Origin of the sequence: Streptomyces sp. NPDC050732 (assembly GCF_040654255.1) — a bacterium.
Taxonomy (GTDB): domain Bacteria; phylum Actinomycetota; class Actinomycetes; order Streptomycetales; family Streptomycetaceae; genus Streptomyces.
In genome coordinates this window covers 21,439-36,625 of sequence record NZ_JBFAHP010000008.1, presented here as the reverse complement: position 1 = coordinate 36,625, position 15,187 = coordinate 21,439, and the positions used below count along the sequence as shown (strand labels likewise).

The 15,187-nt window shown below is 71.1% G+C and carries 15 protein-coding genes; 11 read left to right on the top strand and 4 right to left on the bottom strand.

Annotated elements, in window-relative coordinates; all coding sequences use genetic code 11:
• Positions 1-250: 250 nt before the first annotated feature.
• The 4 genes from AB0H82_RS09285 (at position 251) to AB0H82_RS09270 (ending at position 4,528) form a co-directional block, all read left to right on the top strand.
• Entirely contained in the window at positions 251-1,135 is an 885-nt protein-coding gene (locus AB0H82_RS09285; protein WP_362990485.1) for a Gfo/Idh/MocA family oxidoreductase, read from the top strand.
• Between the two features lie 575 nt (positions 1,136-1,710).
• Entirely contained in the window at positions 1,711-2,532 is an 822-nt protein-coding gene (locus AB0H82_RS09280; protein ID WP_362990484.1) for a helix-turn-helix domain-containing protein, read from the top strand.
• Positions 2,533-2,648: 116 nt separating this feature from the next.
• The gene (locus tag AB0H82_RS09275; protein WP_362990483.1) at positions 2,649-3,689 is read left to right on the top strand and encodes a PhlD; all 1,041 of its coding nucleotides are present in this window, start codon (positions 2,649-2,651) and stop codon (positions 3,687-3,689) included.
• 50 nt (positions 3,690-3,739) lie between these two features.
• Positions 3,740-4,528 carry a GNAT family N-acetyltransferase gene (locus tag AB0H82_RS09270; protein ID WP_362990482.1) on the top strand — a complete coding sequence of 263 codons (789 nt, stop codon included), beginning with the start codon at positions 3,740-3,742 and terminating at the stop codon, positions 4,526-4,528.
• A 33-nt stretch (positions 4,529-4,561) separates the two neighbouring features.
• Here AB0H82_RS09270 and AB0H82_RS09265 read toward each other — a convergent pair whose 3' ends face one another.
• Entirely contained in the window at positions 4,562-5,788 is a 1,227-nt protein-coding gene (locus AB0H82_RS09265) for an acyl-CoA dehydrogenase family protein (RefSeq protein WP_362990481.1), read from the bottom strand.
• 181 nt (positions 5,789-5,969) lie between these two features.
• Between AB0H82_RS09265 and AB0H82_RS09260 the strand changes: the two genes are divergently transcribed.
• A complete protein-coding gene (locus tag AB0H82_RS09260; protein ID WP_362990480.1) occupies positions 5,970-6,620 on the top strand; it encodes a TetR family transcriptional regulator in 651 nt (216 codons plus the stop codon).
• A gap of 17 nt (positions 6,621-6,637) precedes the next feature.
• Here the strand turns inward: AB0H82_RS09260 and def are convergent, their stop codons facing one another.
• Entirely contained in the window at positions 6,638-7,177 is a 540-nt protein-coding gene (def, locus tag AB0H82_RS09255; RefSeq protein ID WP_362990479.1) for a peptide deformylase, read from the bottom strand.
• Between the two features lie 152 nt (positions 7,178-7,329).
• On the opposite strand from def, the gene AB0H82_RS09250 reads away from it, so the two are divergent.
• The 5 genes from AB0H82_RS09250 to AB0H82_RS09230 all read left to right on the top strand — a co-directional run bounded on the left by AB0H82_RS09250 (position 7,330) and on the right by AB0H82_RS09230 (position 11,817).
• Complete coding sequence (locus AB0H82_RS09250; protein WP_362990478.1) at positions 7,330-8,568, top strand: MurT ligase domain-containing protein; 1,239 nt, start codon at positions 7,330-7,332, stop codon at positions 8,566-8,568.
• 23 nt (positions 8,569-8,591) lie between these two features.
• Complete coding sequence (locus tag AB0H82_RS09245) at positions 8,592-9,320, top strand: glutamine amidotransferase (protein ID WP_362990477.1); 729 nt, start codon at positions 8,592-8,594, stop codon at positions 9,318-9,320.
• A gap of 167 nt (positions 9,321-9,487) precedes the next feature.
• A complete protein-coding gene (locus AB0H82_RS09240) occupies positions 9,488-10,513 on the top strand; it encodes a 6-phosphofructokinase (protein WP_362990476.1) in 1,026 nt (341 codons plus the stop codon).
• 107 nt (positions 10,514-10,620) lie between these two features.
• Positions 10,621-11,571, top strand: a complete 951-nt coding sequence (locus AB0H82_RS09235) for a cytochrome c oxidase assembly protein (RefSeq protein ID WP_362990475.1) — start codon at positions 10,621-10,623, stop codon at positions 11,569-11,571.
• Between the two features lie 87 nt (positions 11,572-11,658).
• Positions 11,659-11,817, top strand: coding sequence for a hypothetical protein (locus AB0H82_RS09230; protein WP_362990474.1), 159 nt, complete (start codon positions 11,659-11,661; stop codon positions 11,815-11,817).
• A 53-nt stretch (positions 11,818-11,870) separates the two neighbouring features.
• Here the strand turns inward: AB0H82_RS09230 and AB0H82_RS09225 are convergent, their stop codons facing one another.
• Positions 11,871-12,266, bottom strand: a complete 396-nt coding sequence (locus AB0H82_RS09225) for an SSI family serine proteinase inhibitor (RefSeq protein ID WP_362990473.1) — start codon at positions 12,264-12,266, stop codon at positions 11,871-11,873.
• A gap of 256 nt (positions 12,267-12,522) precedes the next feature.
• Between AB0H82_RS09225 and AB0H82_RS09220 the strand changes: the two genes are divergently transcribed.
• Entirely contained in the window at positions 12,523-13,272 is a 750-nt protein-coding gene (locus tag AB0H82_RS09220; protein WP_362990472.1) for a lysophospholipid acyltransferase family protein, read from the top strand.
• Between the two features lie 258 nt (positions 13,273-13,530).
• On the opposite strand, the gene AB0H82_RS09215 is transcribed toward AB0H82_RS09220, so the two are convergent.
• Positions 13,531-15,174: an alpha/beta hydrolase gene (locus tag AB0H82_RS09215; RefSeq protein ID WP_362990471.1), complete on the bottom strand. Its 1,644-nt coding sequence runs from the start codon at positions 15,172-15,174 to the stop codon at positions 13,531-13,533.
• Between the last annotated feature and the right edge of the window lie 13 nt (positions 15,175-15,187).

The window sequence follows — 15,187 nt, the reverse complement described above, 5'->3', positions numbered from 1 at the left end:
CCCCCACCATCCCATCGCCTCTCCGGCCCCACCCCTATGGTGAATTCAAATTCCCCATAGGGGTGGGCAGTATTAGGTGAATTACAATTCACCGCCGGGAGTTCGGCCCGCGGCCGATGGAATCGGAGATTCCGTTGTCCCGCCCGGAGTGCCCCGGGATCGCCCCCGGCATGGCCGTGAACCGCCTCGCCGGACGGGCGGCCCCCGCCGCGGGAGGTCACGTGGAGCGGCTTCAGTCATACTGCCGCCCATGAATCGACTCCGTATCGGCCTGGTGGGCACGGGCCCCTGGGCCTCCGCCACGCACGCCCCCGCGCTGGCCCGGCACCCGGGCGTCGACCTCAGCGGCGTCTGGGGACGCCGGCCCGAGGCGGCGGCCACGCTCGCCGGCGCGCACAAGACGACGGCGTACACGGACGTGGACGAGTTGTTCGCCGCCAGCGACGCGGTGGCGTTCGCGGTACCGCCCGACGTACAGGCGCCGCTCGCCGCGCGGGCCGCGGCGGCGGGCTGCCATCTGCTGCTCGACAAACCGGTGGCCACAACCGTCGACGGGGCACGCGACCTCGCCGCGGCGGTGGAGCGGGCCGGGGTGGCGTCCGTGGTCTTCTTCACGCTGCGCTTCGCCTCCGAGACGTCGGCCTGGCTGTCCGAACAGGTCTCCACGGGCGGCTGGTTCACGGGCCGCGCCGACTGGTACGGCTCGTTCTACGGCCCGGACGGCACCGAGGCCTTCTCGTCGCCGTGGCGGGCGAGCCGGGGCGGCCTGTGGGACGTGGGCCCGCATGCCCTGTCGATGCTGATGCCCGTACTGGGCGACGTGAGCGCCGTGACGGCCGCGCCGGGGCCCGGGGACACGGCCCACCTGATCCTGCGGCACACCGGCGGCGCGTCCAGCACCGCGACGCTGAGCCTGACGGCGCCCGCGAAGTGCGCGGGACTGACCGTGGAACTGCGCGGCGAGAGCGGCACCGTCGTGCTGCCGACGTGGGAGCCGGGCGAGGCGTTCCGGACGGCGGTCGACGAGCTCGTCGAGTCCGCGGGCAGCGGCACGGCGCACCCGTGCGACGTCAGGTTCGGCCTGCGGGTCACGGAGATCCTGGCGCAGGCGGAGGAGCACATCACGGCCGCGTGATCCGCCCGGCACGATCGAGGTGAGCCGGGATGCCGGGATCACGCTCGATGTGAGCGGATCCGGCCGAGTCCGGCCACCGGGTCCGGCCGGGAGCGGCCACGGAGTTGCGGCGAGAGCGGCCACGGCATCCGCCCGGGAACACCCACGGGCGGCCGGTACCGTGGCCGCTACGTAATGGCGAGTGACGGCACCGACCGCAGCCGGGATCCTACGGAACCAGCGCGGAAAGTGGAGCCGTGCGGTCCTGCGCTGCTCCGATTCCGACCACTCCGACGACTCGGTTCGGGCCGAAATACGAACAGTTGTCCCACACGCTTCCCGCATCGGCCCCAGTAGGCCTAGGGGGTACCCAATGCCGGGGAATTTCAGCCATTCTCAGGCTCCCCGGACAAGATGCCCCGCTGTTGCGCACGGGCGCCACCCGACGATCAAACCTGCAGGTCGGTGACCCCGCACGCTCCATGATGCCCCAGCGACTGATCGTTTTCTTCGGGCAATGTTTACTACCAAAGCCGATGTGAATATTTAGACTGATCACGCTCCAACTCGGCGTGCACCAAGAGGGATTACCCACCATGAACAAGACGGCGCTCCGCGCTCTGCTCCGCGAACGACGCGCCCTCATAGCCCCCGAATCGCACGGCTTCGCCCGCCCCACAGGTCAGGGCCGACGCGCCCCGGGCCTGTCCCAGCACCAGGTCGACCAGCTGCTCCACCGCACGTTCGGGACGTATCACCGCCTGGAGTCCGGCAATTACCCCAATCCGCCGACCTCGCTGCTCCGGGACGTGGCCCGCCTCTTCGGGCTCAACGAACAGGAGTGGGTCTCCCTCTGCCGCTACGCACTGCTTCAGGACCCGCCGGGACCGCTCCACCTCTCCTCCGGCAAGGAGGTGCCCGGAGTCTGGCAGGAGGCCGTCGACGGGATCGGGCACATGGCCTACGTGACGGACGCGTCCTGGGAGATGCTCGCCTGCAACACGGCCTTCGCGGGCATGTTCCCGAACGGCAAGGTGCCGGGTAACACACTGCGCTGGATGCTCCTCGACCCGCACGGCCGCGAGACGCTGACCAACTGGCACACCGCCTGGGCCCCGATGGTGCTGCCGCAGCTGCGGGCGGCGCTCGCCACCAGGCCCGACGACGACATACTGCGGCAGATCGAGAAGGAGATCCTCGCCGATCCCGAGATCGCCGACCTCTACACCGCGGGCAACTCCCACCCGCACCCCGACGGGGACGAGCGCCCCCTGCTGCACGCCCTGGAAGGCCCCGGCTGGGTCACCATGTGTGCCGCCCAGCCCCTCACGGCGCCCGGCTCCCGGCTGATGATCCTGGTGTTCCACCGCGGGACGCAGCGCACCCACTCGCGCGCGTCCATTCTCCGCTCGGACTGACGCGTCCGGCCCCGACCGGCCCACCGCGCAAACTCCGCCCAACAGGGCAATCTCACCACATTGCAGTACGTTGGCCACATCCCCACCCGCTCTGCCGATCCTCGGGGAGCCGCCTCGTGACCGCTCACGTACTCAGACCCCGTACCGTCGTCGGCGACCACAAGGTCACCACGGCCGAGATAGCCGACGATGTGAGCACGCACCACGCCGACCACCCGCGCCTCCGGGCGATACTCCGCGTCATCGGCAACAGCGGTGTGCGGACCCGCCACTTCACCCGCCCCCTCGACTCCCCCACCGTCTCCGGCACCGCCGACGTCGGGGAGCGCGTCCGCACCGCCTTCGACGACGCGCTCGCCATGGCGGAACGGGCCGCGCTCGCGGCCCTGGACGACGCGGGGCTCGCCGCACGGGACATCGACGCGATCGTCACCACGCACACCACGAGCTGGGCCGTCCCCCACCTCGACATCAGCCTGGTCTCACGGCTCGGCCTCCGCCCCGACCTGCGTCGCGTCGCACTCGCCACGGTGGCCTGCACGGGCGGCATCCAGGCGCTCACCCGCGCCGCCGACCTCGTCGCCGCGCGACCGGGCAGCAAGGTCCTCGTGGTGGCCGCCGAGGTGCTGTCCAGCATCTACCACCACAGCGACACCACCATCGAATCGATGATCTACAAGGCGCTGTTCGGGGACGCGGCCGCCGCGACGGTCGTCACCGGCACACCGCTGGGCCCCGGACTGACCATCGAGGACACCTTCGAGTACGTCCTGCCGGACAGTCTCGAACGGCAGCGCGGCCGGCTCTCCGCGGACGGCATCCACTTCGACTCCACGAAACAGGTCCTGGCCGCCGTCACCGACGTGCTGCCCCCGCTCCTGGAGTGGCTCGGGCCGCGGCAGCCCGACTTCGCCGTCATCCACCCCGGCAGCCCCCGCATCATCGCCGACACGGCGGAGGCCCTGCGCCTGGACGAACACGCCGCGCGGCACTCCACGGACACCCTCAGCCACGAGGGAAACCTCGGTGGCGTGAGCGTTCTGCGCGTCCTGGAACGCACCCACGCCGATCCCCCGCACGACGGCGCACCCGGCGCGGCCATCGCCTTCGGCCCCGGCTTCGCCACAGCGGCCGCACGCTGCCGCTGGCGGGCCTAGCGCCTTCTAAATCGCTTGCCGCCGCCCCACCGCCCTGCTGAGGTGACCCCATGGATCATGGAGCGGTACTCACCGCGTACGACCGGCAGATTCGGCACGACACGCAGGGCGAGGGCGGCGACACGCGGGTCGAGCGGACCGGCGGTGTCGTGCGGGTGACCGGCTCGGCACACGACTGGAACGGCGTCCTGTGGGCCGACATCGACGCGTCGACCGCGGACGCCGTGATAGCGGAGCAGGTGCGCCACTACACCGAGGTCGGCCGCGAGTTCGAGTGGAAGCTGCACTCCTACGACCGGCCCGCCGACCTCGCCGAGCGCCTCCTCGCGGCCGGCTTCGAGGCCGACCCCGTGGAGACCGTGATGGTCGCCGAGGCCGCCTCGCTGCCCGCGGGACCCGAACTGCCCGACGGCGTGCGGCTGCTCCCGGTGACGGACGCCGAGGGCGTGCGTCTCATGGCCGAAGCCCACCTCGCGGCCTTCGGGGAGGGCGACGCCGCGCTGAGCGAGCACCTCGCCCGGCGCGTGCTCGCCCAGCTCGCCGAGGCGCCCGACGACATCGTCGCGGTCGTCGCCATGGCCGGTGACCGACCGGTGTGCGGAGCCCGGATGGAGTTCCGCCCCGGCACCGACTTCGCCGGCCTCTGGGGCGGCGGCACCGACCCTCGGTGGCGCGGCAAGGGCATCTACCGCGCGACGGTGGCCCACCGCGCCCGGATCGCCGTGGAGCGCGGCTACCGCTACCTCCAGGTCGACGCCTCCGCCGACAGCCGCCCGATCCTGGACCGCCTCGGCTTCACCACGCTCTGCACGACGACGCCGTATGTGTACCAGCCGTAAGGGTATCTACTCGGTCCGCGCCCGCGCGGCGGGCTAGCGGATCGGCATCCCCGACAGCGTCCGCGCGATGACCAGGCGCTGGATCTCGCTCGTGCCCTCGAAGATGGTGTAGATCGCGGCGTCGCGGTGCATGCGCTCCACCGGGTACTCGCGGGTGTAGCCGTTGCCGCCGAGGATCTGCACGGCCTGCGCGGTGACCTTCTTGGCGACCTCGCTCGCGTACAGCTTGGACATGGAGCCCTCGGCCGACTCGAACTTCTTGCCGGTCGTGGCCATCCAGGAGGCGCGCCACACCAGGAGGCGGGCCGCGTCGATCTGGGTGCGCATGTCGGCGAGCTGGAAGGCGACGCCCTGGTTGTCGATGATGGGGCGGCCGAACTGGGTGCGCGTCTTGGCGTACTCCAGGGCCTCCTCGTACGCGGCGCGGGCCGTGCCCACCGCCATGGCGCCGACCGCCGGGCGGGACGCCTCGAACGTGGCCATCGCGGCGTTCTTCACGCGCTCGCCGCCGGTCCTGGCGCGCTCGCGGGCGCGGGCGAGGCGCTCGTCGAGCTTCTCCTTGCCGCCGAGCAGGCAGTGGCCGGGGACGCGGACGTCCTCCAGGACGACCTCGGCGGTGTGCGAGGCGCGGATGCCGTGCTTCTTGAACTTCTGGCCCTGGGAGAGTCCCGGGGTGTCCGGCGGGACGATGAAGGAGGCGTGGCCCTTCGAGCCGAGCTCGGGGTCGACGACCGCGACGACGACGTGGACGTTGGCGATGCCGCCGTTGGTCGCCCAGGTCTTCGTGCCGTTGAGGACCCACTCGTCCTTGGCCTCGTCGTGGACGGCGCGGGTGCGCATGGCCGCCACGTCAGAGCCCGCGTCGGGCTCGGAGGAGCAGAAGGCGGCGACCTTGACGTCGTTCACGTCGCCGTACATCTGCGGGATCCAGGTGCCGATCTGCTCCTCGGTGCCGTTGGCGAGCACGCCGACGGCGGCCAGGCCGGTGCCCATGATGGACAGGCCGATGCCCGCGTCGCCCCAGAAGATCTCCTCGGTGGCCATCGGGATGCCGAGGCCGGTGGGGTCGAAGAACTGCTGGGCGTAGAAATCGAGCGAGTAGATCCCTATCTTGGCCGCTTCCTGGATGATGGGCCACGGGGTCTCTTCGCGCTCGTCCCATTCGGCGGCCGCGGGGCGGATCACCTCGGCGGCGAATCCGTGGAGCCAGTCCCGGACTTCCTTCTGTTCGTCGTTGAGCTCCATGGTGAACTCGGCCATGACCCCTCCAGGACCTGCGATCAACCGCGACGTGCGATCGACTGGGACGTTACTTGCGGTAACCGCAGTCTGTTACCGGCCAGTAGTCCATGTCAACCTCCGGCGGCCCGTTCGGTGCCCCCGGACGGCCGGGTGTTACGTTGCGCGTGCGTCACCGATTCAGCACGGGCGGGGAGAAACGATGGAGACCACGCAGCGGACCGATCAGCCACGGTCCGCGGATCATCAGCGGCGTCGGCGAGAGCTGCTGGAGGCCGCCGACCGGGTCGTGCTCCGCGACGGCCCCGGCGCCTCGATGAACGCCATCGCCGCCGAGGCGGGCATCACCAAGCCGATCCTCTACCGCCACTTCGGCGACAAGGGCGGCCTCTACGCCGCGCTCGCCAAGCGGCACACCGACGCACTCCTCGAAGCCCTGCGCGCCGCCCTCGACGCGCCCGCCGAGCGCAGGGAGCGGGTCGAGGCGACGCTCGACACCTACCTCTCGGCGATCGAGGCACGCCCCCAGGTCTACCGCTTCCTCATGCATCCGTCGGAGGCCCCCTCCCCCGGCGAGCAGGGCTTCGACGTCGGCCTGCACTCGGCCCCCCTGCTGCGCCGCCTCGGCGAGGAGCTCGCCGAGGTCATCGAGGAGCGCGTCGACCTCGGCCCGGAGAGCGCCCAGCTCGCCCGCGTGTGGGGGCACGGCATCGTCGGCATGATGCACGCGGCGGGCGACTGGTGGCTCGGCGAACGGCCGTGCTCACGCGCCCAGTTGGTGCGCAGCCTCGCCGACCTGCTGTGGGGGCGGCTCGCGGCGGCGGGCAACCGTGTCGGCGGTCCCGGGTTCTGAGACAGGTCCCGAGTCCCTCAGGAGTTCCAGGAGGCCTTGGCGGCGGCCCGCAGCACCCTGCGGCGCCGCCAGCCCGTGACGCGGTCGGTGTAGACACCGCCGTCCAAGTGGTCGCACTCGTGCTGGAGACAGCGCGCGAACCAGCCCGTCCCGTGCACCCGCACCGGCTCCCCCCGCACATCGACGCCCTCGACCACGGCGTGGTCGAAACGCGGCGTGCCCGCTTCGAGTCCCGGCAGCGAAAGACAGCCCTCCGGGCCGCGCACCGTCACGCCGTCGACCTCGACGAGTCTCGGGTTGACCACGTGCCCGAGGTGCCGGACGTCCTCGTCGTCAGGGCAGTCGTAGACGAAGACCCGCCGACCCACGCCGATCTGGTTCGCGGCGAGTCCCACGCCGCGCGCGGCGTACATCGTCGCGAACATGTCCTCGACGAGGCGCGCCAGTTCGGGGCCGAAGTCGGTGACCTCCTCGCAGGCCGTGTGCAGCACGGGGTCACCGAGCAGGGTCAGAGGTCGTACGCGCCCCGAGGCGCCCGGGATCGTGCCGTGTCGCATGGCGGCAAGAGTACGGTCCAGGGGACGGAGCGGCACCGCCGAGGTGCCGAGGTGGTGCCGTGATTCGGGCTTGTCAGTGGATCTCGATAGGCTGAGCAGCGAAACGATGCCGGGGGCAGGCGCGGCGCCGTACGCAAGGAGGATCTCGACAGATGTCAGGCAACACGGACCCGCTGTCGCCGCGGGCCAAGCTGGCCGTGACGGCGGGCAAGGCGGCCGCGGCGGTGTCGCGGGCTGCCGGCCGCGGCAGCGGATCGGTGATCGGCGGCAAGGTCGCGCTCAAGCTCGACCCCGAGCTGCTCGGGCGGCTCGCCACGCACCTGGACGTGGTCCTCGTGTCGGCCACCAACGGCAAGACGACCACCACGCGTCTGATCGCCGAGGCGCTGCGGGCCAGCGGCCCGGTCGTCTCGAACGCGCTCGGTGCGAACATGCCCGCCGGAATCACCTCGGCGCTCGCCGGCGGGTCCGACGCCAGGTTCGGCGTGATCGAGGTCGACGAGAAGTACCTCGCGGGCGTCGCCCGTGACGTCGACCCCAAGGCGATCGCCCTGCTGAACCTCTCGCGCGACCAGCTCGACCGCGCCGCTGAGACCCGCATGCTCGCCGAGAAGTGGCGCGAGGGCCTGGCCGGTTCCAAGGCCGTCGTCATCGCCAACGCGGACGACCCGCTGGTCGTCTGGGCGGCCTCCTCCTCGCCGAACGTGGTGTGGGTGGCCGCCGGCCAGGAGTGGAAGGACGACGCCTGGTCGTGCCCGTCCTGCGGTGGCGTCATGCAGCGCCCCGGGGACGACTGGTTCTGCGGCGAGTGCGGTTTCCGCCGACCGGCGCCCAGCTGGGTGCTCTCCGGCGACCACGTCCTGGACCCGCACGGCTCGGCCTGGCCGATCCACCTCCAGCTCCCCGGCCGCGCCAACAAGGCCAACGCCGCCACCTCGGCCGCCGTCGCCGCCGTCTTCGGCGTGCCGCCCCAGGTCGCCCTGGAGCGGATGTACCAGGTGCAGGCGGTCGCCGGACGCTACGACGTGGTGCAGTTCCAGGGCCGCGACCTGCGCCTGCTCCTCGCGAAGAACCCGGCGGGCTGGCTCGAAACGTTTTCGCTGATCGACCCGCCGCCGACCCCGGTGATCCTCTCCGTGAACGCCCGGGGGGCGGACGGCACGGACACCTCCTGGCTCTGGGACGTCGACTACACCCGCCTCGCCGGTCACCCGATCTTCGTGCTCGGCGACCGCAAGCTGGACCTCGCCGTCCGCCTGGAGGTCGCGAACCTGGACTTCCGCGTCTGCGACAGCGTCGACGAGGCGGTGCAGTTCGCCCCGCCGGGACGCATCGAGACGATCGCGAACTACACCGCGTTCCAGGACCTGCGCCGCCGCGTCGGCAACTGACCCGCCCGGATAAGGACATGAGCATGAGCGACAACAGCCTGCGGCTGGTGTGGGTCTACCCCGACCTGCTGAGCACGTACGGAGACCAAGGCAACGCCCTGGTCGTGGAGCGCCGCGCCCACCAGCGCGGCCTCGCGGTCGAGCGCTACGACGTGCGCAGCGACCAGCCGGTGCCCACCTCCGGCGACATCTACCTGATCGGTGGCGGTGAGGACCGCCCGCAGCGGCTCGCGGCCGAGCGGCTGCGCCGCGACGGCGGCCTGCAGCGCGCGGTGGGCAACGGAGCGATCGTCTTCTCGGTCTGCGCCGGCTACCAGATCCTGGGCAACGAGTTCATCAACGACCTCGGCCAGCGCGAGCCCGGCCTCGGTCTCCTCGACGTGGTCTCCACCCGCGGCGAGGGCGACCGGTGCGTCGGCGACGTGCTCGCCGACATCGACCCGCAGCTGGGCCTGCCCCCGCTGACCGGCTTCGAGAACCACCAGGGCATCACGCACGTCGGCCCGGCCGCGCGTCCGTTCGCCCGCGTCACCCTCGGCCGGGGCAACGGCACGGGCGACGGCACCGAGGGCGCGTACAACGGCACGGTCTTCGGGACGTACATGCACGGCCCCGTCCTCGCCCGCAACCCGCTCATCGCGGACCTGCTGCTCAAGCTGGCCCTCGATGTGAACGCGCTGCCGCCGACGGACGACCGCTGGTACGAGGCGCTGCGCTCCGAGCGCATCAACGCCGCGCAGCAGCCCGCGTAACACCCCGGCACGAAGCCCGCTTGACGCCCCGCCCGCACATGTGAGCGGGGCCGTCCAGCCTTCGGACGCGAGGTGCGGCCCCGCCCCCCGGCGCCTATAGGGTGGCGGGGATCCAGCCGGACGACGTGGTCCGGTCACCGACCCACGTTGCAAAGGTATTCCGGGCCATGCGCATTGGTGTCCTGACCTCCGGCGGCGACTGCCCCGGTCTGAACGCCGTCATCCGCTCCGTCGTGCACCGCGCGGTGGTGGACCACGGCGACGAGGTCATCGGCTTCCACGACGGCTGGAAAGGCCTCCTGGAATGCGACTACCGCAAGCTGGACCTCGACGCGGTGGGCGGCATCCTCGCCCGCGGCGGAACGATCCTCGGCTCCTCGCGCGTCCAGCCCGCGCACCTGCGGGACGGCGTGGAGCGCGCCAGGGGGCACGTCGCCGAGCTCGGCCTCGACGCGATCATCCCCATCGGCGGCGAGGGCACGCTCAAGGCGGCCCGGCTGCTGTCCGACGCGGGCCTGCCCATCGTCGGCGTGCCGAAGACCATCGACAACGACATCGCGGTCACGGACGTCACCTTCGGCTTCGACACGGCCGTCGGCGTCGCGACCGAGGCCCTCGACCGCCTCAAGACCACCGCGGAGTCGCACCAGCGTGTGCTCATCGTCGAGGTGATGGGGCGGCACACCGGCTGGATCGCCCTGCACTCGGGCATGGCGGCGGGCGCGCACGCCATCGTCGTCCCGGAGCGCCCCTTCGACATCGAGGAACTGGCGCGGAAGGTCGGCGAACGCTTCTCCGCGGGCAAGAAGTTCGCGATCGTCGTGGCCGCCGAGGGCGCCAAGCCCCGCGCGGGCTCCATGAAGTTCGACGAGGGCGACAAGGACGTCTACGGCCACGAACGGTTCGCGGGCATCGCCCGGCAGCTCTCCCTCGAACTGGAGCAGCGCCTCGGCAAGGAGGCCCGCCCGGTCATCCTCGGCCACGTCCAGCGCGGCGGCACCCCCACCGCGTACGACCGCGTCCTCGCGACCCGCTTCGGCTGGCACGCCGTGGAGGCCGTGCACCGCGGCGAGTTCGGCAGGATGACCGCGCTGCGCGGCACGGACATCACGATGGTGCCGCTGGCCGAGGCCGTCGAGACGCTGAAGACCGTGCCCGAGGAGCGGTACGCCGAAGCGGAGTGCGTGCTCTAGCGCGGTCACCCGCGTATTACTCGCCCCCGGTCGCACCAGCGGCCGGGGGCGGTTCTACTCTGGTGCGGACACACGTCGCACAATCCGCACGAATCAGGAGCCACTGGATGGATCACAGCGGGCACGGCATGAACATGGATCTGCCGCCGTTCACGCTGGGGCGAGGCCTCGAACTGTCGGCCGACCCCTTCTTCCTCATCGGCTGCCTGGTGGCGCTCGCCCTGTACGGGTGGGGTGTGGCGCGGCTCGTGCGGCGCGGCGACAAGTGGCCGGTGGGCCGCACGATCGCGTTCGTGCTCGGCATCCTGACCGTGCTGCTCGTGATGTGCACCAAGCTCAACGACTACGGCATGGTCATGTTCAGCGTGCACATGGTGCAGCACATGGTGATCAGCATGCTGTCGCCGATCCTGCTGCTGCTCGGCGCGCCGATCACGCTGGCGCTGCGCGCCCTGCCGGTCGCCTCCCGCGGCAGCAAGGGCCCGCGCGAGTGGCTGCTCTGGCTGCTGCACAGCCGCTACATCAAGATCATCACGCATCCCGCGTTCACGATCCCGCTGTTCATCGCGAGCCTGTACGCGCTCTACTTCACGCCGCTCTTCGACACGCTGATGGGCTCCAAGCCGGGCCACATCGGCATGATGGTCCACTTCCTCGCCGTCGGCCTGGTCTTCTTCTGGCCGATCATGGGCGTCGACCCGGGGCCGCACCGGCCCGGCTACATCATGCGGATGCTGGAGCTGTTCGCGGGCATGCCGTTCCACGCGTTCTTCGGCATCGCGCTGATGATGGCGACGCAGCCGATGATCGGCACGTACATGCACCCGCCCGCCTCGCTCGGCATCGACGCGCTGGAGGACCAGGAGGCGGCGGGCGGCATCGCCTGGGCGTTCAGCGAGATCCCGTCCGTGGTGGTCCTGGTCGCCCTGCTCTTCCAGTGGCGGCGCTCCGAGGACCGTGAGGCGCGCCGCAAGGACCGTGCCGCGGACCGCGACGGTGACAAGGAGCTGGAGGCGTACAACGCCTATCTGGCCTCACTGGCCGCTCGCGGACGCTAGCGCCAGAGGGTCTTCCCGGGTCACGATGGTCTTCGGACCGCGGTCCGGGCGCGTCGGCGCCGCGGACTGCCGGGAGGAGGCTGAGCGATGCCCGGTTCCACGAAGACCATGGGTGGGTTCACCATCGGAGGCCTGGTCATGGTGACGGCCTATACAGCGGCGCTCGGAAGCAACGGCTGGTTGTGGTTCGGCTGGGTCGTGCTCGGTCTGATCACACTGGCGATGGTGCTGTCGCGCGCCACATGAGCGCGGTCCCGCGCGACAGCCGCCACGAAGCGCGGAGCGCGAGAACAGAGGGCTCAGAAGCGGAAGACGTGGCCGGTGTCCGCGTCGAGGGCGCACGCGTTCGGGTACGTCTTGCGCCAGCCGACCGGCCGACCCTTGTACGAGCCGGTCACCCTCACGCTGACCGGCTCGTACTCCTTCGTGCACGCGTGCGGGTCGTCGGGCAGCGCGTCGAAGTCCCCCTTCGCCCGAGCGATCGCCTCGCAGGCCTTGGCCGCCTGCGGGTGGGGCCCCGTCGCCCCGGGCTCGCAGCGCAGCAGCACACCGCGGATCCAGGTGTTCTGGGCGCCCGTGACGGTGAGGAAGAGGCCGCGTTTCGGGGCTTCGGGCGCGTCCGCCGCGTGGGCGGGAGCGAGCGCGCCGAGGGAGCCGAGGGAGAGGAGGGCGGCGGCGAGGGCGAACGGGCGCATGGGGAACCTCCGAGATACAGGTCGGATGCGACGACGACTGCGACGTCGACTGCTGTGCCGACTGAGGCGGTGACGTTCCGTGGCGTCGGCGACGCCGGGGAGAGCCCAGGGCACCTTTCGTACGTGTCGCCCGGCGAGTCGCCGCGCCGCTCGTTCCCCCGCTCGGCCCCGCGCAAGGGCCCGAACGGGCTCTCGCATCCGCGCCACCGATTGACTACTGTGCGTCGGCACCGGGACCAGGGGGAAGGCTGACGCCATGTTCTACCTACTGCTCAAGCACGTGATCCTCGGCCCACTCCTCCGGCTGATGTTCCGGCCCAGAATCGAGGGCCTTGAGCATGTGCCGGACTCCGGCGCGGCGATCGTCGCCGGCAACCACCTGTCGTTCTCCGACCACTTCCTGATGCCGGCGATCATCAAGCGCCGCATCACGTTCCTCGCGAAGGCCGAGTACTTCACGGGACCGGGCATCAAGGGCCGGCTGACGGCCGCGTTCTTCCGCAGCGCCGGGCAGATCCCGGTGGACAGGTCCGGCAAGGAGGCGGGGCAGGCGGCGATCCGTGAGGGCCTCGGCGTCCTGCGCAAGGGCGAGCTGCTCGGCATCTACCCGGAGGGCACGCGCTCGCACGACGGCCGGCTGTACAAGGGCAAGGTCGGCGTCGCGGCGATGGCGCTGAAGGCTCAGGTGCCGGTCGTTCCGTGCGCCATGATCGGCACGTTCGAGGCGCAGCCGCCGGGCCAGAAGGTCCCGAACCTCAAGCGGGTGACGATCCGCTTCGGCGAGCCCCTCGACTTCTCCCGGTACGTGGGGATGGACAACGAGAAGGCCGTCCTCCGGGCCGTCACCGACGAGATCATGTACGCGATCCTCGGGCTCTCCGGGCAGGAGTACGTCGACAAGTACGCGGCCGTCGTGAAGGCGGAGGAGGCGGCGGAGGCCGAGCGCGAGCGCGCGGCGGCGGGCGCGAGGGAGCGCCGCAAGTTCCCGAAGCTGCCTCTGAGCTGAGCGCCGCTCCCCCGCCCTCGCACCCTGGTCGAGGAGAACCATGTCGAGGCCGCCCCGGCCGGGGCCGGCGGACGCGTACTGGACATGCCGACCGGATTGGTCCGGGCGAGGATCAGGTAGGTCCGGTGAAGGGTCTGCCGTGCTGGAGCGTTGCGAGGAGAGGGCTTTCCGGGGCCTGTCCGGAGTCATGGACCCGAGCGACGGGCCGCCACTGGGAATCGCCCCGGTGGCGGCCCGTCCGTCTCCGCGTCGTACGCGTTACGGCTTCGGCGTGGCGTGCGGGGCGCAGGTCACGTCGGAGGCGTCGAGCTTGCCGGTCAACAGGTAGCTGTCGACGCGGTCGTTGAGGCACGGGTTGGCGATGTTGGTGATGCCGTGCGAACCGGCGTCCTTCTCCGTGACCAGGCGCGAGCCCTTCAGGCGCTTGTGCAGTTCGACGGCGCCGGGGTAGGGCGTGGCGGCGTCACGGGTGGACTGGACGATCAGCGTCTGCGGCAGGCCCTTGTGAGTCCGGATCTCCAGCGGGCGCTGCTGCTTGCTCGACCAGGTCGCGCACGGCAGGTTCATCCAGGCGTTGCCCCAGGTGAAGAAGGGGCTGGTCCGGTGGATGCGGGTGTTGTCGCGGTCCCACTTCTTCCAGCTGCGGGGCCACTTGGCGTCGGCGCACTCGACGGCCGTGTAGACCGCGTTGCTGTTCTCCTGGGCGATGTTGCCCGCGGTGTCGGCCATGTCGGGGCTCGCCGCCTCGACGAGGGGCTTCGGGTCGCCGGCGACGTACTTGCTCCAGTTCGTGGCGATCTCGACCCAGTACGAGTCGTAGTACGGCGCGTTCTGGAAGTAGGAGTGCAGCTCGGCCGGGCCGACGACGCCGTCCAGGGGCTGCTTCTTCGCGGTGGCGCGCAGCTTGTCCCACTGGGCGCGGACCTTGTCGTAGGTGTCGCCGAGGTGGAAGGCGGCGTCGTTCTTCGCGACCCACGTCATCCAGTCGATGAGGCGCTTCTCGAAGGCGACGTCCTGGTCGAGGTTGACCTCGTACCAGATCTTGTCCGTACGCGGGTTGACCACGGAGTCGAAGATCATGCGGCGCACGTGCGTCGGGTAGAGGGTGCTGTAGACCGCGCCCAGGTAGGTGCCGTAGGAGACGCCGAGGAAGTTCAGCTTCTTCTCGCCGAGCGCGGCGCGGATGACGTCCAGGTCGCGGGCCGTGTTGGGCGTGGTCATGTGCGGGAGGAGGTCACCGCTGCGCTCCTGGCAGCCGTCCGCGTACTCGGCGGCGAGCTTGCGCTGGGCGCGCTTGTCGGCCTCGCTGTCAGGGATCGGGTCCAGCTTGGGCGCCTTGACGAACTCCTGCGGGTCCACGCAGGAGACGGGCGCCGAGTGGCCGACGCCGCGCGGCTCGAAGCCCACGAAGTCGTACGCCTTCGCCGTCTTCTCCCAGAGCTTGCTCTTGGTGACGACGCGACGCGGGAAGCGCAGGCCGGAGGCGCCGGGGCCGCCCGGGTTGTAGAGGAGCGCGCCCTGGCGCTCGTCCTTGGTGCCGGTGCTGCCGATGCGGTCGACGGCGAGCTTGATCTTCCGGCCGTCCGGCTTGGCGTAGTCGAGCGGGACGGTGACCCAGCCGCACTGGATGGGCTTCTCCAGACCCCAGTCGGCGGGGCAGTCCCGCCAGTCGATCCCGGCCTTCGCGGCACGCTGCGCGGCGATGGCGGCGCCGCGGGCCTCACGGTCCTTGCCGGAGGGGGCCGCGGCGGCTGCGGTGTCCGCGTCGACGTCGGCGTTCGCCGTGGGGGCGGCGACGCCGGCCGCTATCAGCGTCGCCACGACGAGACCACCCGCGGATCCGAGCACCGCCGTCCGCCGCCTGCTCCCTGGGGTCCTTCTCAAGTGAGGCCTCCCGCACATAGATTCGAACACT